The 16,173-nt window shown below is 67.7% G+C and carries 16 protein-coding genes and 2 riboswitches; of the genes, 8 read left to right on the forward strand and 8 right to left on the reverse strand.

Features of this window, described 5'->3' with window-relative positions:
• Positions 1 to 99: 99 nt before the first annotated feature.
• Positions 100 to 275, reverse strand: a riboswitch (cobalamin riboswitch).
• Positions 276 to 469: 194 nt separating this feature from the next.
• A riboswitch (cobalamin riboswitch) is annotated at positions 470 to 585 on the forward strand.
• A gap of 38 nt (positions 586 to 623) precedes the next feature.
• From ABZ909_RS25220 to ABZ909_RS25230, 3 genes are read left to right on the forward strand one after another with little or no spacing between them, the layout of a single operon-like run.
• Positions 624 to 839: a CbtB-domain containing protein gene (locus tag ABZ909_RS25220; RefSeq protein ID WP_357003714.1), complete on the forward strand. Its 216-nt coding sequence runs from the start codon at positions 624 to 626 to the stop codon at positions 837 to 839.
• Positions 840 to 861: 22 nt separating this feature from the next.
• Complete coding sequence (locus ABZ909_RS25225) at positions 862 to 1,701, forward strand: CbtA family protein (protein ID WP_357003717.1); 840 nt, start codon at positions 862 to 864, stop codon at positions 1,699 to 1,701.
• Positions 1,698 to 2,270: a histidine phosphatase family protein gene (locus tag ABZ909_RS25230; protein ID WP_357003720.1), complete on the forward strand. Its 573-nt coding sequence runs from the start codon at positions 1,698 to 1,700 to the stop codon at positions 2,268 to 2,270. Before ABZ909_RS25225 ends, ABZ909_RS25230 begins: the two co-directional genes overlap by 4 nt.
• A 229-nt stretch (positions 2,271 to 2,499) precedes the next feature.
• Here the strand turns inward: ABZ909_RS25230 and ABZ909_RS25235 are convergent, their stop codons facing one another.
• Together ABZ909_RS25235 and ABZ909_RS25240 are read right to left on the reverse strand one after the other, a co-directional pair.
• Positions 2,500 to 2,769, reverse strand: coding sequence for a hypothetical protein (locus tag ABZ909_RS25235; protein ID WP_357003723.1), 270 nt, complete (start codon positions 2,767 to 2,769; stop codon positions 2,500 to 2,502).
• Positions 2,770 to 2,806: 37 nt separating this feature from the next.
• Positions 2,807 to 3,190: a hypothetical protein gene (locus tag ABZ909_RS25240; protein WP_357003726.1), complete on the reverse strand. Its 384-nt coding sequence runs from the start codon at positions 3,188 to 3,190 to the stop codon at positions 2,807 to 2,809.
• A 182-nt stretch (positions 3,191 to 3,372) separates the two neighbouring features.
• Between ABZ909_RS25240 and ABZ909_RS25245 the strand changes: the two genes are divergently transcribed.
• The 3 genes from ABZ909_RS25245 to asnB all read left to right on the forward strand — a co-directional run bounded on the left by ABZ909_RS25245 (position 3,373) and on the right by asnB (position 6,783).
• Positions 3,373 to 4,290, forward strand: a complete 918-nt coding sequence (locus tag ABZ909_RS25245) for a helix-turn-helix transcriptional regulator (protein ID WP_357003729.1) — start codon at positions 3,373 to 3,375, stop codon at positions 4,288 to 4,290.
• Positions 4,277 to 4,489, forward strand: coding sequence for a DUF397 domain-containing protein (locus ABZ909_RS25250; RefSeq protein WP_357003732.1), 213 nt, complete (start codon positions 4,277 to 4,279; stop codon positions 4,487 to 4,489). Before ABZ909_RS25245 ends, ABZ909_RS25250 begins: the two co-directional genes overlap by 14 nt.
• A gap of 449 nt (positions 4,490 to 4,938) precedes the next feature.
• The gene (asnB, locus tag ABZ909_RS25255) at positions 4,939 to 6,783 is read left to right on the forward strand and encodes an asparagine synthase (glutamine-hydrolyzing) (RefSeq protein ID WP_357003735.1); all 1,845 of its coding nucleotides are present in this window, start codon (positions 4,939 to 4,941) and stop codon (positions 6,781 to 6,783) included.
• 16 nt (positions 6,784 to 6,799) lie between these two features.
• Here asnB and ABZ909_RS25260 read toward each other — a convergent pair whose 3' ends face one another.
• The 4 genes from ABZ909_RS25260 to ABZ909_RS25275 are packed head-to-tail and all read right to left on the reverse strand — an operon-like array spanning position 6,800 to position 11,185.
• On the reverse strand, positions 6,800 to 7,726 hold the full coding sequence (locus ABZ909_RS25260) for a short-chain dehydrogenase/reductase (protein ID WP_357003738.1): 927 nt from the start codon (positions 7,724 to 7,726) through the stop codon (positions 6,800 to 6,802).
• Complete coding sequence (locus ABZ909_RS25265) at positions 7,726 to 9,201, reverse strand: NAD(P)/FAD-dependent oxidoreductase (RefSeq protein WP_357003741.1); 1,476 nt, start codon at positions 9,199 to 9,201, stop codon at positions 7,726 to 7,728. The genes ABZ909_RS25260 and ABZ909_RS25265 overlap by 1 nt, the downstream gene beginning before the upstream one ends.
• Positions 9,202 to 9,239: 38 nt before the next feature.
• Positions 9,240 to 10,259, reverse strand: a complete 1,020-nt coding sequence (locus ABZ909_RS25270; RefSeq protein ID WP_357003743.1) for a PDR/VanB family oxidoreductase — start codon at positions 10,257 to 10,259, stop codon at positions 9,240 to 9,242.
• Positions 10,260 to 10,291: 32 nt separating this feature from the next.
• The gene (locus tag ABZ909_RS25275; protein WP_357003746.1) at positions 10,292 to 11,185 is read right to left on the reverse strand and encodes a metal-dependent hydrolase; all 894 of its coding nucleotides are present in this window, start codon (positions 11,183 to 11,185) and stop codon (positions 10,292 to 10,294) included.
• Between the two features lie 98 nt (positions 11,186 to 11,283).
• Between ABZ909_RS25275 and ABZ909_RS25280 the strand changes: the two genes are divergently transcribed.
• Complete coding sequence (locus ABZ909_RS25280) at positions 11,284 to 11,898, forward strand: helix-turn-helix domain-containing protein (protein WP_357003749.1); 615 nt, start codon at positions 11,284 to 11,286, stop codon at positions 11,896 to 11,898.
• A gap of 19 nt (positions 11,899 to 11,917) precedes the next feature.
• On the opposite strand, the gene ABZ909_RS25285 is transcribed toward ABZ909_RS25280, so the two are convergent.
• Positions 11,918 to 12,334: a PaaI family thioesterase gene (locus ABZ909_RS25285; protein WP_357003752.1), complete on the reverse strand. Its 417-nt coding sequence runs from the start codon at positions 12,332 to 12,334 to the stop codon at positions 11,918 to 11,920.
• A 218-nt stretch (positions 12,335 to 12,552) separates the two neighbouring features.
• Between ABZ909_RS25285 and ABZ909_RS25290 the strand changes: the two genes are divergently transcribed.
• Positions 12,553 to 15,708, forward strand: a complete 3,156-nt coding sequence (locus tag ABZ909_RS25290) for a BTAD domain-containing putative transcriptional regulator (RefSeq protein ID WP_357003755.1) — start codon at positions 12,553 to 12,555, stop codon at positions 15,706 to 15,708.
• 25 nt (positions 15,709 to 15,733) lie between these two features.
• On the opposite strand, the gene ABZ909_RS25295 is transcribed toward ABZ909_RS25290, so the two are convergent.
• On the reverse strand, positions 15,734 to 16,165 hold the full coding sequence (locus tag ABZ909_RS25295) for a CBS domain-containing protein (RefSeq protein WP_357003758.1): 432 nt from the start codon (positions 16,163 to 16,165) through the stop codon (positions 15,734 to 15,736).
• Positions 16,166 to 16,173: the final 8 nt, after the last annotated feature.

Below are 16,173 nucleotides of genomic sequence, written 5' to 3' on the forward strand. Positions count from 1 at the left end.
AGCCCGCAAAGCATCGATCCCGTGCCCGGGTCCCACTCGGCGTACCGCCCAATCCACGAGGCGACGACCGCCGGATACGGCGTATCCGGCACAACGGGCAGGTCTTCGGACTCGTGGGCATCGACCCGGGAAGGGTCGGCCCCGGCGCTCGGGGCCGGGGCTGGTCCTACTGGCCGTCGCTTCCCAGGCATCACTTCATGCGCCCAGTGCGAATGACGGCTGTCGTTCCCACTCACCGCTGCGGGACAGTCCCGGATTCTCACCGGGTTCCCTCTCACCCGCGCGGCGCGTCGACGCACCGCCGGGCTTCGACGCCATCGGATGGATCAGGGGCTCCTCGACTCCACCTCCGGCGAACCAGCTGCGATGGCGAATATAGCGAAGGTTGCCGCCACCTCGCGCACGGCCGGTCCTATCCCAATGGGTGGACGGCCGGATGCACCCGGATTGACCAGCGCGGACGGGCTTTCGTATGGTAATTCGACGATGTCTCGAGGAATCCGGTGCAATTCCGGAACGGTCGCGCCACTGTGAACACCCCTGACGGGTGTGAGTCAGACCCTCGCATCGTGGTTTCGATCAACTGCGGGGACGCGAAAATCCCCCCGACTCGAGGAGTCATCGTGGCTACGTCCTACGCTCCTCGTTCCGGTCTCGGCACCGGCGCTCTCGCCCTCCCCACCACCGCTCTGTGGCTGGTCGGCACCACCGTTCTCGCGCTGCTGGCGATCTACTTCATCGGCATCGACCAGGGCGCGGTGTCGATCTTCGGCAGTGACATGCACGTCCACGAGTTCGTGCACGACGGACGACATTTCCTCGGGTTCCCCTGCCACTAGTCGCGGGAATCGAGTCACCACAATGGAAAAGCGAATCATCGGCCGAGGAGTCCTGCTGGGCGCACTCGGCGGATTGCTGGCGTTCGTCTTCGCCCGGATCCTGGCCGAGCCCATCATCAACCGGGCCATCGACTACGAATCCGGCCGCGACGACGTGCAGATGGCCCTCGACAAGGCCGCCGGAAAGCCCATGGCCGACATGGGTCCCGACATCTTCACCCGCACCCAGCAGGAGAACATCGGTCTGGGCTTCGGCCTGATCGTGTTCGGCGCTGCGCTCGGTGCGCTGTTCGCGGTCGTCTACTTCCTGGCGCTGCGCAAGGCCGGCAAGCTCGCCCCCCGCAATCTGGCGCTGCTGGTGTCGGGCGGCATGTTCCTGGTGCTGTACGCGGTGCCGTTCCTGAAATACCCGGCCAACCCGCCCTCGATCGGGCATCCGGAGACCATCAAGGAACGTACGGCGCTGTTCGTGGGGATGATCGTGATCAGTGCGGTCGTGTTGCTCGCTGTCATCTGGCTGGGCCGCAAACTGGCGGCACGCCTGGGCAGTTGGACCGCGACCATCGCGGCCTCCGCGGCCTTCGTGGTGGTCATGGGCGCGGTCATGGCATTGCTCCCCTCCCTCGGGAAGCTCTCGGCCAACCGGGAGTACGGCGACTTCACCACCGAAACCCCGCAGCCGCTGAAGGATCCGTCCGGAACGATCGTGTACCCCGGCTTCCCCGCCGACGATCTCTATCACTTCCGGCTGTATTCCTTTGCCGCCCAGCTGATCCTGTGGGCGGTCATCGGCGTCGGCTTCGCCTGGCTCGCCCCGCGCCTGCTCGGCGACCGCTCGACCGCCACCGAAGTAGCGGGATGAGCGCGGTCGCCCGCCTCACCCTGGTGACGCACGCGATCACCGACGCCGTGCAGGCCGCCCGCTTCCCGGCCGATGAACCGCTCAACCCGCTCGGGTCGCGGTCGGTCGAGAAGGCGGGTGGCCTCCCCGGCCTCGAACCCGCCGTCGTCTACCACGCCCCGGAAATCCGTACGGCCCAAACAACTTACGGTCTGAACTTGACCGGAACTCCCGAGCCGGCCCTCCGGGATATCGACCACGGCACCTGGAGCGGCCGGTCGATGGACACACTCCCGCCCGATCACCTGATGGCCTGGCTCACCGATCCTGCCTACCACGCCCACGGCGGCGAATCCATCATCGGACTCCTCGACCGCGTCGGCTCGTGGCTGACATCCCTGACCGGCCGCGGCGACCGCATCGTCGCGATCACTCACCCCGCCGTGGTCCGAGCTGCGGTGTTGCTCGCCTTGAACGCCCCGGCGGAGTCCTTCTGGCGCATCGACATCCCGCCGTTGACGGCCACCGCTCTCCACCATCGCACCCCCGCGTGGACGCTGCGCAGCACCGCCCACCACCTCGTCCCCTGACACGGGCGCCGACGTCCAGGGCGGCGATCTTGCCGGCCACGGCGGTGCGGGCGGACAGCACGATGATGGCGACCGCATCATGCGGTTCATGCCTGCGATGCCGATTAGGGAGCGCGGAAACGAGATTTCGCCGAATGCCTGGGGATAGTGCGTGATTCTGACGTCTGCACCGGCCGGAGGCCGTACCCACTCCCCATTGAACCTCGAGAGCGTGGGGAGTTTTGCGAGGTCAATTCATGTTCGCGGTGTGGCGTCGGATGACGTTGTCGACCGGGCTCGGCGTCGGACCGGAATCCGGGGGATCGGCACCATCGAGGATGATGTCGAGGATGGCGGCCCGGTCGAGAGTGGCCGGGACTCGGTGTGATTCACGCGCGCTGACGATGACCGCATGCAAGATGGTTGCGTAGATCTGGGAGCGGGGCACGGTCAGTCGCCATCCGCACCGCTCGTGGTCGCGCAAGCGGACCTCGACGATATCGAGAACATCCTGGATCACTTGGATCTCGACTCGGTCGTAATCATCCCGGTCGCAGTCATCGCAGGGCATGGCGACCGCCGAGAAACACAGCACCCCAACCGGACAGCGCGTCGCGCAGCAAGGTGAGCGGCGATCTCCGGGCTTCCCTGGTGCGCGTGGCACGCGGGTCCAGCACCATGCGTCCGGCCGCGACCAGCGCGGTGCGTGCCCGCCACCGCACCCGGCAGGTATCAACGCCGCACCCGAGATGCAATTGCATGGCCGTATGCGCTTGCGCGGCAGTGAGTTCGCTGGGATCCGAGTAGCACGACCACAACCCGCGGATCGCATACCCGCCGCGGATACGTTCGGCACCCATGGGGTTGGAGTCGGCAACCTTCCGCTCACCTTCGATGCGGTCGATGATCGCCTGCACCGACCACTGGTTGTCGCTCGACATCTCGCTGTCTCCCTGCTGTCGTTGTGGTTCCAGCACACCACCGGCGATGCAGCGGATACAGTGATATTGGGTACCCGGTCCGAAGTCGTCCAAAGCTCCATGAGCCGATCCGTAAATCCTGTGGACCGTACCCGATTTCGTGCTCCGATCGACCCGATTTCACGTAGTGATGGGACGTCGACATGACCAGTGCGTACGACGACGACACCGGGAACACTCCGAGTTCGACGCTGCCGAGGCGGCAATTAGGTCGGTTTCTACGCGAATGGCGCGAAGCCAACGGCTTTACCATCGCGGCCGCCGCGAAACTGGTCGATTTGTCCGCGTCGGCTCTGCAGCGTATCGAGGCAGGCCAGACCCAGAAGGTGCGCAAGCAAGACGTGCGTGCACTGTGTGAGATCTACGGGGTCGCCTCCGGCGATGCCGCTGCCGCAGCCGATTTGGCGGCAGTGGCCAGGATGCAAGGCTGGTATCACGCATATGGCGGGCTGTATTCGGAGGCGTTCAACATGTATGTGGGACTCGAAGCAGCTGCGCGGCGACTGATCACCTACCACGAGCACATTCCAGGTCTCCTGCAGACGGCTGACTATGCCCGCGCCATCATCGGCGCGTATCCGGGATTTGTCGATTCCGCCGACATCGACCGCCGAGTCGAACATCGGCTGAAGCGACAGGCGATTGTTACTCGCAAGACCAATCCTGTTGTCCTGGAGGTGTTGCTGCACGAGTCGGCATTACACCGGATGATCGGCAACCGGCAGACCATGGCCGCCCAGTTGCGCCACCTGGCCGAAGTATCGAAGCTGGACAACCTCACGGTGCGCATTCACCCGTTCGCGGCGGGGATGACCTGGGGAATGCCACGAGGGTCGTTCACGGTCTTGGAGTTCGACGCTGACTCCAGGCATGAGCCAGTAGAACCGCCCATCGTGTATATCGAGGGCGGGCCGACTCAGGACGTGTACCTGGAAAAACCCGACGAAGTGCGACTCTATAGTGAGCTTGCGTCAGCGATTCGAAGCTCGGCACTGGACGAAGGACCCACCCGGGAGTTGGTACGCCGGGTGACGAAGGAGTATGAGCGTGAGCAGCATTGATCCCTCCGAGCCCAAGTGGTTCAAAAGTAGCTTCAGTGGCAGTCAAGGTGATTGCGTCGAGGTCGCGCATCTGGACGGTGGCATGGTCGGTGTCCGGGACTCCAAGAATCCGACCGGTCCGGCTCTAGTCTTCGGGCCGGGTGAGTGGGATGCCTTCACCTCTGGTGTGGTCGACGGGAAGTTCGGTCATCCGGCCTGACCTGGATCGCTCTGATGCTGAGGTGACACGCTAGGTAGATCATCGGGTTTCGGCCCGAAGGGCTATTAGCTGAGGGATTGGTACCGCAGCGACACCGATGTGGGTGGGTGGCCATGCGTGATGTCGGTGGTGCGGATCATGGTGTGGCGGAGCTGGATTCGTTGATAATCTGAGGTCGCGTTCGAAGGTCCCGCCCGTTCGCTGTCGGAGCCGCGGCCAGCAGCAGCGCGCCCACGCCCGCGACCGCCGTCACGACGAGTTTCGCGCGGCGCACTCAGGGAAGTTTCGTGGTCGATCCAGAACTTCGGGCGCGAGCTTGATCAAAGCTATTGCGTGGCAACATGTCTCGATTGCGGCAGGTTTCTCTGGACCACTGTCTGATGCTGGTTCCGATGTGTTACAACGGAATTACAGATAGTTCACGTTGCTAACAATCTGGAGGTCCCCGAATGTGTGGGATTGCAGGGTGGGTGTCGTTCGAGGCGGATCTGACGCGGCGGCAGGGGGTGGTGGACGGGATGACGGAGACCATGGCGTGCCGGGGGCCGGATGCGCGGGGGACGTTCGTGTGCGAGCATGTGGCGCTGGGGCACCGGCGGCTGGCGGTGATCGATCTGCCGGGTGGGACGCAGCCCATGGTGGCCGAGACCGGTGGGGGACAGGTAGCCATCGTGTATTCGGGGGAGGTCTACAACTATCGCGAATTGCGATCTCGGCTCAGGGGATTGGGGCATGCCTTCCGGACCGATAGTGATACCGAGGTGGTGCTGCGGGGGTATCTGGAGTGGGGCGAGGGGGTGGTGGAGCGGCTGAACGGCATGTACGCGTTCGCGATCTGGGATCAGCAGGGCGAGAAGCTGGTGCTGGTACGGGATCGGATGGGGATCAAGCCGCTGTACATCCACCCGACGCCGGACGGAGTGATATTCGGATCGGAGCCGAAGGCGATCCTGGCCAATCCGCTCGTCCGCACGGCCGTCGACATCGACGGGATGCGGGAACTGTTCGCGTTCACCAAGGCTCCCGACTGGGCGCTGTGGCGGGGAATGACCGAGCTCCTACCCGGCACGGTGATGACGGTGGACCGCAGGGGAATCCGCCGGCGCCCCTACTGGCGGCTCACCGCCCGCGAGCACTGCGACGACACCGGCCGGACGGTGGAGAAGGTGCGCGACCTGCTCACCGACATCATCGATCGGCAACTCGTGTCCGACGTGCCGCGCTGTGTCCTGCTGTCGGGCGGCCTGGATTCCAGCGCCATCACCGGCCTCGCCGCCCGGCAGCTGGCCCGCCGTGGCGAGCGGCTGCGCACCTTCTCGGTGGACTTCGTGAACCAGGAGGCGAACTTCGTCCCGGACGAGATGCGCGACACCCCGGATTCCCCGTTCGTCCGCGATGTCGCCCACCTGGTGGGCTCCGAGCACCGCGATGTGGTGCTGAATCCGGCCGAGCTCTCCGATCTTTCGGTGCGCCGGGCGGTGATCGGCGCCCGCGACCTGCCGCTCGGCCTCGGCGATCTGGACAGCTCCCTGTACCTGCTGTTCCGCGCGATCCGGGAGCAGTCGACCGTGGCGCTGTCCGGCGAATCCGCCGACGAGGTATTCGGCGGCTACCGCTGGTTCCACGACGGCGTGGCCCTGAAGGCCGACACCTTCCCATGGCTCGCCTTCAACACGGCCTTCACCCTCGAATCCCGCTGGGACATCATTCACCCCGACCTGCGCGGCCGCCTGCGCCTCCCCGAATACGTGGCCGACCAGTACGCCACGGCCGTCGCCGAGGTCGATCACCTCCCGGGTGAATCCGACCTCGAACACCGTATGCGCACGGTCTGCCACCTGCATCTGACCCGCTTCGTCCGCCAGCTGCTGGACCGCAAGGACCGCATGTCCATGGCGGTGGGACTCGAAGTGCGCGTGCCGTTCTGCGATCACCGGCTCGTCGAGTACGTGTACAACACGCCCTGGGAACTAAAGACCTTCGACGGCCGCGAGAAGAGCCTGCTGCGGGCGGCAGCGAAACACGTGCTGCCGCAATCGGTCGCGGACCGCGTCAAGAGCCCGTACCCGTCCACCCAGGACCCCGGGTACGCCGCCAATCTGCAGCAGCACGTGAAAGAACGCCTGATGGAACATGATTCGCCACTGTTCGACCTCCTCGACCGTGAGTGGCTACTGCGGGCCGTGGAACAGGACCCGGCCCGCATGGCCCCGCAGGTCCGCGTCGGTCTCGACCGGGCCATCGATATCGGCACCTGGCTGGATCTGTACTCGCCGGAGCTGCAATGGAATTGATCGCGGCGATGTGAGATCAGGAAAGCGCCTCCGCGCGCGCCCTGTCGACGGGTGCTTCCGCTGGTGCGGGCGGCTTTTCGAGACTGCGGCGCTCGACTTCCCGCAGCAGCGCGTGCACCCGCGGATCGCGGGCCAGGCGGGAATCGAGCACCGTATTGATCACGCCGCGCAACAGCGAGTAGGGCGTCCAGGCCAGCGGCGAAATAGCCTGCGGTACCCGGTGTTCGATGGCGTCGGCAATGGTGCGCGCGGCCTGCTCGGCGGTGATCCGGGTGCTCAGCGGCCACGGCAGCAGCGCCTCGATGCGGCGGCCGAGCTCGTCCCGGTCGAGGGTCGAGTGGGTCATCTCGGTGTCGACGATCCCGAAATAGGCGATGCCCGCGGACGCCCCGTGCGGCGCCAGCTCGACCCGCAGCGCCCGGCCGAGCTGCTCGACCGCCGCCTTGCTGATCATGTACGGCGCGCCGCCCATCCCCGGAGCGAAAGCGGCGCACGAGGACACGACCTCGACATGCCCCCGCGCGGTGATGATGTGGTCCAGCGCCGGGTGCACGGTATTGAACACCCCCGTGAGGTTGATGCCGATGACCCGGTCGAACTCGGCGGGCTCCATGGTCCGCAGCGTCGCCGGCGGCGGCACCACGCCCGCGTTCGCCACCACGATGTCGAGATGCCCGAAGTAGGCGACCACCTGCGGAATCGCCTCGGCCATGGCGGCCCGGTCGGAGACATCCGCGATCACCGGCAGCGCCCGATCACCCAGTGCGGCGGCCAGCGAGGTGGCGGCCCGGGCATCGACATCGACGATGGCCACCGACGCACCCCGCCGGTACAGCATCCCGGCGAGTTCGCGCCCGATACCCTGACCGGCCCCGGTGATCAGGGCGACCCGCCCCGCGGGACGGAAGGGGCCGGGACCGGGGAGGCAACGCGGAGTGGACATCAGCGGCTCATTTCGTAGGAGTCGGAGTCGAAACGCCGAGTGCGCCGGCGGTATTCGAAGCTCCAGTTGGGGTACAGGCCGGCATTGCGGCCGTCTGCGGTGGTGTAGTAGCTCTGGCAGCCGCCGGTCAGCCACACGGTGTCGGCGCTGCGACGGTCCATCTCGTCGAGGAAGTCGTCCTGCACCTCGGGACGCAGCTCGATACGGTCGATTCCCCTGTCGCGCATGGCCTTCACCGCATCCACGATGTAGGCGATCTGGGATTCGATCATGTAGACGGCGGATTGGTTCCCGGCCGCGCCGAACGGCCCCAGCGTGCAGAAGAAATTGGGGAAGCCGGCGACGGCCGCCCCGAGATAGCTCTGCGGCTCGTGGTGATACAGGTCCGCGAGAGACTGCCCGTGCCGCCCGATATAGCGGTGATACGCCGACGGAATCGAGGTGAAGCCGGTGCCGAAGATGATGGTGTCGACCGCGTGCTCGGTGCCGTCGCGCAGCACTATCGAATGCGGGCGCACCTCGGCGATGCCGTCGGTGACGACCTCGACATTCGGCTGATCCAGCGCGGGCAGGTAGGCATCGGAGAAGATGGCGCGTTTGCATCCGATGACGTAGTCCGGGGTCAGGGTCTTGCGCAGCGCCGGATCGCGTACCTGCCGTAGCAGCTGCAACCGGCCCAGTGCCTCGTACGGATGCCGGAACCGCTTGTCCACCAGCGAGATCAGCCCGAAGCCCTCGATGGCCGCATACCAGCCGCCGCGGATCGCCTTCCGGGCGAGAGGAATCCGCCGCAGCAACGTTCGTTCCAGCCGCAGCGTGCGCCGGTCCATCCGCGGCACGATCCACGGTGCGGAGCGTTGGAACAGCAGCAGCCGGTCGACAATCGGCTGGATCTCCGGCACGAACTGCACCGCCGACGCGCCCGTCCCGATCACGGCCACCAGCTCGCCGGTCAGATCATGGTCGTGATCCCAGTGCAGCGAATGGAAAGCCTTGCCCGCGAACCGATCCAGACCGGGCAGCTCGGGATATCTGGCCTCCGCGAAGATGCCCGCCGCGGAGATCAGGACATCGGCGGTGAGCGCACCCCGACTGGTCTCCACCCGCCACCGCGAGTGCTCCTCGTCCCAGCGGGCATCCAGCAGTTCGGCGCCGAATCGGATGTGCCGCACCACATCGTGGTCCACGGCGACCCGGCGCAGATACTCCAGGATCTCCGCCTGCCGCCCATAGGTCCGCGACCAGTCCGGGTTCGGGGCGAACGAATAGCTGTAGAGCTGCGAGGGCACATCGCAGGCGCACCCGGGATAGGTGTTGGCCCGCCAGGTCCCGCCCAGATCCTCGGCCCGCTCGAGAATCACCAGGTCCTCGAACCCGGCCTCGCGTAGTTTGATCGCCAGGCCGATGCCCCCGAATCCCGCCCCGACGACGGCGATCCCGACATGCTCGGTCTCGCCCGAGTCAGGTTCGGCCACGGCTGTTTCCGTATCAATCGACATGAGTTTCCCCGCGTTCAGAGATCGAGCACGAGCGCGTCGCCGCAGGCGCGGGACACGCAGAGCAGCATCCGGTTCTCCCGCTCGGCCGCGGTGAGCAGCCGGTCGCGGTGGTCCACGTCGCCCGCGCGGACCCCGACCTTGCAGGTGCCGCAGAAGCCTTGGCGGCAGGAGTAGTTCACATCGGGCTGCACCCGCCGCACCGCCGTCAACGCCGTCTCGTCCGCGCCGACCCGGACCGTCCGGCCGCTACGCGCCAGGGTGATGTCGAAGGCTCGCCCGTCGACCACGGGCGGCGCCGAAAAGCGTTCCGTGTGCAGCGATCCCGTCGGATCCAGTGCGAACCGGCAGCGCTGCGCCGCCGCCAGCATGGCGGGCGGACCGCACACGTAGACGGCCGCACCGGGTGCCGCGCTCGCGATGATGGCGGCGACATCGGGCGGTCCGACCTCGTCATCGGGCCGTATTTCCGCGTCGGGCAGCTCGTTCAGGAACGGCATCGTCGCCCGCGACCGTCCCGCGTACACCAGTCGCCCGCGCGATCCTGCGGCCCGCACCATCGGCAGAATCGGGGTGATGCCGATCCCGCCCGCCAGGAACAGATACGATGGCGCGTCCACCAGCGTGAAAGCATTGCGCGGCCCGCGAATTCGCATGCGGTCCCCGACCCACAGCGACTCGTGCAGCTCGCGCGACCCGCCCTCGCCGTCGGGGATCAGCCGGACCGCGATCCGGTACCGGGTCCGATCCCGCGGATCCCCGCACAGCGAGTACTGCCGCTGCCGCCCCGACGGCAGGAACACATCCACGTGCGCCCCGGGCCGCCAGCTCGGCAGCTCCCGCCCGTCCGGGGCCCGCAGCGTCACCGCGAGCACATCGGGTGCGGGCCGCTCCAGCCGTTCCACGACGGTGGCCAGCTCGAAACCGCTGCGGCGCACCGGATTCGCCGGCGACAGTACCGATGCGGCGCGCCCGCTCACGAACACCCGCTTGTAGGCGTCCATCACTCCGCCCAGCACCCGCAGGGTCGCGGGCATCGCCTGCGTTGAAACGGGCGCTGCCCCCGCGCTCATTCGGCCGCCGCCCGCGCCGCCGGGGAATGCGCCAGATACCGCAGCGCCACATCCATCGGACCCAGTTGCGACGGATGGAAGCCCGGCCGCAGATACCGCGGAATCTCGGTGAAGAACACCGTCCAGCTGGGAATCACGCCGCGCCGCGTCGCACTCAGGAACTGCCGAGCCCAGAACCGCCCCTTTCGCGGCGACGGATCCTTCCGATACAGATACCCGGCCGACACGATGAACAGCGGCAGCAGCGTCGCGCTGGCCAGCACCGCGGTACGCGCCTTCCGCAGATACCCGCCGTCGAGATACATGTAGGCGTCGTAGACCACGCTACGGTGCTCGACCTCCTCGGCCCCGTGCCAGCGCACCAGGTCCAGCATGGCCGGATGCATGCCCTCGGCCTCCAGAATGTCGGCATTGAGCAGCCATTCGCCGATGACGGCCGTGTAGTGCTCCATCCCGGCGAACAGGCCGAGCCGCTCCTTGAGCCACTCCTCCCGGGCCCGGCCGCTCAGCCCGTGATCGCCGAGAATCCGATCGACCAGCCAGGCAATGGCATCGACATAGGAGTCCACGTCCAGCCCGAGGGACTGCAGGTGCCGGCGCGCCGCCTCGTGACTGCTGGCATGCATGGACTCCTGCCCGATGAACCCGGTCACCTCCTCACGCAACCGCTCGTCGTGGATGTGGGGGAGGGCCTCCGACAGCGTCTGCGCCATGGCCCGTTCGCCCTCCGGCAGCACCAGGTGCATGACGTCGACAATGTGGGTTGCCAGGACTTCGCCCGGAATGTAGTGCAGCGGAACGGAATCGAAATCGAACCGCACGTCGCGGGCGGAGATGGCGTGCGCCTCGTCGCGGTAGTGGCGCTGCGTCGCGCCAGCCTTGTCAGCCATGACCGAACCGTACAGCGCAACAAATCCTATTGCAATGTTGCAGCCACAAATTGTCCGAGATTGTTGCATCGGGGGTGGTGCCTGCTAGCGTGGATCCCGTGACGACCGCGTCGAAAAACCCGCTGACCCGCACGGATGCCGCCGATGACATCGAGACGCGCATCCTCGACGCGGCGCTCGTGCAGTTCCAGAAGGTCGGGGTCAAGAAGACGACGATCGAGGATGTCGCCAAGCAGGCCGGGGTCGACCGGGTGACCGTCTACCGCCGGCTCGGCTCCCGCGACGACCTGGTGCAGGCAGTCGTCAGCCGCGAGGTCGGCAACCTGCTGGCCGAGCTGTCGAGCATGCCGGACCGGCACGACGACCTGCCCGGACTGGTCGCCGACATCTTCGTCACCGTCATCACCAGCTGGCGGGCCCATCCGCTGGTGCAACGGCTGCTCGCGGTCGAGCCGGACCGAATCCTGGTGAAACTCACCGTCGAAGGTGCGACCACCTTCGCCGTGTCCGTCGCGGCGACCATCCAGATCCTGGAGCGGGCTGCCGCGCGGGGCCTGTTCGAGGCCCCGGCCGATCTGGCCGCGCGCACCGAAATCAGCTGCCGCATAGTGCATTCGCTGATACTCGTGGACGGCGGCGCGGCCGCGCTGGAAACCCCGGACGAGCTGGCGGAATTCGCGCGCACGTATCTGGTGCCGATCCTCGTCGGGTAGTCGGACGCCGGTGGCCCGACTACAGCACCGCCTGGGTCTGGGTCACCTTGGCGACGAGTTTGCCCGCGTCGTCGCGGATTTCGGTCTCCACCACGATGAAGCTGCGCCCGGCGTGCAGCGGACGGGCCGTGGCGGTGGCGTGCCCCGAGCGCAGGGCCCGCAGGAAATTCGTCTTCGACTCCACCGTGGTCGTCCCCTGCTTGCCCGCCGGCAGATTCAGGAAGGCGCACACCGCGGCGGTGGCGTCGGCCAGCGACATGAGCGCGCCGCCGTGCATCGATCCGCCCAGGGTGCACAGGTTCTCGCGCCACTCCAGGCGGCTGCGCACCAGCTCCGGGCCGCACTCCAGGACCTGGACGCCGAGGCCCTCGGTGAACGGCATGGTGGCGAACAGCTGTGCGCCCGTCGGGGCGGTGGCGATCTCGATGTCGGTCATGAGATCGACTGTGCCCGACGCCGAGCCGTGAGTCGATTACCTTACGGGTAATCGGATTTGCGTATGCCAGCGCGACAGCTGAAGTCGTGACGGTTGGGGTAACTCACCGGGTACGTCCAGAATTGGTTCGGCGCCCAACCGGCGGCACGGGTGCGCGACAGATAGCGGCTCTCAGCTGTCCGCTGAAGGCTCGGAGAGGCGGAGGAGTGCAGGTTGGTGTGCTGGGGCCCGTTCGGGTCCATGCCGAGGACGGGACGCCGGTCGAGATCCCCGGCGTCCGGGTGCGGATGCTGTTGGCGCGGCTGGCTCTGGAATCGGGGCGGGACGTGCCGGTGACAGCGCTCATCGACGGACTCTGGGGTGAGGAGCCGCCGGCCGAGGCGGCCGGCGCATTGCAGGCCGCGGTGTCCCGGCTGCGGAAGGCATTGCGCGGCGTGGGCACGGTCGAATTCGGGACCGGCGGCTACCGGCTGCCCGGGGTGGCGGTGGACGCCGACCGGTTCGAGGACCTGGTGCGACAGGGCCGTCAGGAGCTGGCCGCCGGGCGGGCAGAGGCGGCCACCCGCCGGCTGGGCGAGGCCCTCGCGCTGTGGCGCGGACCCGCGCTCGGCGATGTGCAGGACGCCCCGTTCGCTCGAGCCGCCGCGACCAGGTTGGACGATCTGCAGGCCGCGGCGGTCGAGGATCGATTCGAGGCCGAGCTGCGGCTGGGCCGGTACGCCGATGTGCTCACCGATCTCGAGATCGCCGGAGCGGACAATCCGCTCAGCGAGCGGCTGGCCGCGCTGCGCATGCGGGCGTTGGCGGCGGCGGGACGACAGTCGGAGGCGCTGGCCGTCTACGAGGAGATGCGGGAGCGGCTGGACGAGGAACTCGGCATCGACCCGGGGGCCACCCTGCGGGACACGCATCTCGCACTGCTGCGGGGCGAGCTCGAAATCCCCCCTCCGCGTTGGGAACCCGTGACCAGGACGCTGCCGGTGCGGCTGACCGGATTCATCGGGCGCGAGGCGGAACTCACGGAACTGGCCGGGCTGCTGGCGGATTCGCGGCTGGTCACGATTGTCGGACCCGGCGGAGCGGGCAAGACCCGGCTCGCGCTGGAAGCCATGGAACAGCAGTCGACGGGGGCGGTGTTCTTCGTGCCGCTGGCCGAACTGGGCGCACCCGACCAGCTCGCGGACGCGGTGGCCGGGGCGCTCGACAGCGACTCCGCCGAGCGGCCGGACAAGACCGCCCGGCTGACCGAACTACTGGACGTCGGGCCCGCGGTACTGGTGCTCGACAACTGCGAGCATGTCATCGCGGCCGCCGCGGCCCTCGCCGAACAACTGCTGGATCGACTGCCGCGGCTGCGCGTACTGGCCACCAGCCGGGAACCCTTGGCCATCACCGGCGAGGCGCTGTGCCACCTGGGACCGCTCGGCATTCCGGTCGAGACTGCGGATCCCGTTGTGGCCCAGAGCGCGCCGGCCGTGCGGCTGTTCGCGGACCGCGCCGCCGCCATCCGACCCGGCTTCGCCGTCGATAACGCCACCGTCGCCCCCGTGGTGGAGATCTGCCGCCAACTCGACGGCCTCCCACTGGCTCTGGAACTCGCCGCCGCCAAACTGCGCGCCATGAGTGTCGACCAGGTCGCCCGGCGGCTCGGCGACCGCTTCCGGCTGCTCACCTCCGGCAGTCGCACCGCCCTACCCCGGCAGCGCACCCTGCTCGCGCTGGTGGAATGGAGCTGGGACCTGCTCGACGAACCCGAAAAGATCCTGGCCCGAAGGCTTTCCGCCTTCCCGGGCGGCGCCACCGCCGAGGCCGTGGAAGCCATCTGCGCCGACGGCGACCTCCCCGCCGCGGACATCCTCTACCTCCTCGACGCCCTGGTCGAGAAGTCCCTCGTCACCGTCACCCCCGACGACCCGCCGCGCTACCGCATGCTGGAAACCATCCGCGCCTACGCCGCCGGCCAGCTCACCCGCTCACCCGACGACCTGACCCCGCTCTTCACCGACTACTACCTCACCCTCGCCGAACAGGCCGAACCCCACCTCCGCGGTACCGAACAGCTCACCGCCATAGCCCTTTTCGATGCGGAACACGCCAACCTCGCGGCCGCCCTGCGCATCGCCCTCGGCACCGTCCCGGATACTGCGGTGCGGCTGGTGCGGGCCATGTTCTGGTACTGGGGAATCCGGGGAATGAGCACCCAGTTCGAGAGTTCGCTCGAAGCCGTTCTGCGGTTCGGGGACGAGCTCCCGGCGGCCGCGCGGGCCGCCCTCCGGGTGATCGCGCTGATGGCCGGCTCGCCGCCCGCCGGGAGCTCGCTGACCGGGCTCATCGAGGACTGCGTACGGGCCGGAGGGCTGGAATTCCATGCGGCCGTACCACTCTGGACGGCGCTCCTGGCGGCGCGCGCCGACGACGAGAAGCTGGCCGAACGACAGCTCGAACAGGCGATGACCTGGCCGGACCCCTGGGTGCGGGCCAGCGCGCAGCTCGCTCGCGACATTGCCCTGACCGGGCAGGGACGCCTGCACGAGGGGGCGGCCGCGCGCCGGGAAGCCCTGCGCGGCTTCGAAATCGTCGGCGACCGCTGGGGCCTGGGCATGGCGCTGCTCGCCGTCGGCCGCGCCCACTCGTTGCAGGGCGACCACGACCAGGCCCGCGCGGCCTACGCCCGCGCCGTCACCCTCGCCTCCGAACTCGGCACCGAGGACGACATCGTCGCCGCCCGCACCGCCCTCGCTGACGAACGCATGCGCAGCGGCGAACTCGCCGAAGCCGCCCGCGACATCGACGCCGCCCAGCGTCTGGCCGCCGACCAGAGCTTCCCCCGCCTCTCCGCCGTCATCCTGCTCACCAGCGCCGAATTACACCGCCGCACCGGCGATATCACCCGCTCGGACCAAGACCTCGACGAACTCGGGCATCGCCTCCGCCACCTGCCCTATCCAGCAGCCATGGCCGCCAATCACATAACGGTCGCCCGCCTCCGCAACCGCCTCACCGAAGGATCACCCGTCGCGGCCCGCGCCCTCCTACCCCGCGCCATCGAAGGCGCTTTCACCTACGGCGACTCCGCCGCCACCGCCCAGGCTCAAGCCCACACCGCCGAACTCCTCGCGAAACTCCTTCTCCTGGAAGCCAACCCGTCCGCCGCCGCCACTGCCCTCGGCCTCGGCCAAGTCATCCGCGGCACCGCCGACCATGGCGAGCCCGAACTCACCACCCTGACCGCCGCCCTTACAAACCGCCTGGGCGACACCGAATATCAGCGCGCCTACCACCTCGGCGCAGACCTCCCCAGACCAGAGGCCCTGGCCCGCCTCGCAACAGAGGCCGGTGGTCTCAACGGGTCTGCGTGTGCGCCGACCCGTTGAGACCACACCGAATTGTCGGCATTCGTCAGCGCTGCCCCGGGGCCTGTGAGTAGATGAATCCGGCAAATTCGGCGAGTTGACTGTCAGGTAGATGCCTGGCCAGATCTGCCTCACTGATCATGCCGACCATCCTCTTGTTCTCGATCACGGGCAGCCGCCGGATCCGATGGCTTTCCATCTCGTGCAGGACATCCTTCACGTCGGCATCGGCATCGATCCAACGCGGCGTACCCTCGCACAGTTCGGCGCAAGAGAGCTTCGCCGGATCACGCCCGTCGGCAGTGCATTTCACGACAATGTCGCGATCGGTGATGATTCCGATCATTCGCTCGTTCTTGTCGCCGACCGGCAGGGCTCCAACGCCTAGTTTGCGCATTGTCTGCGCAGCGCGCTGGACAGTATCCGTGCTGGTCATCCAGTGCGCGCCCGGGTGCATGATGTCGCGAGCGGTAGTCATGGGTCACC

Source organism: Nocardia sp. NPDC046763 (assembly GCF_040645495.1).
GTDB lineage: Bacteria > Actinomycetota > Actinomycetes > Mycobacteriales > Mycobacteriaceae > Nocardia.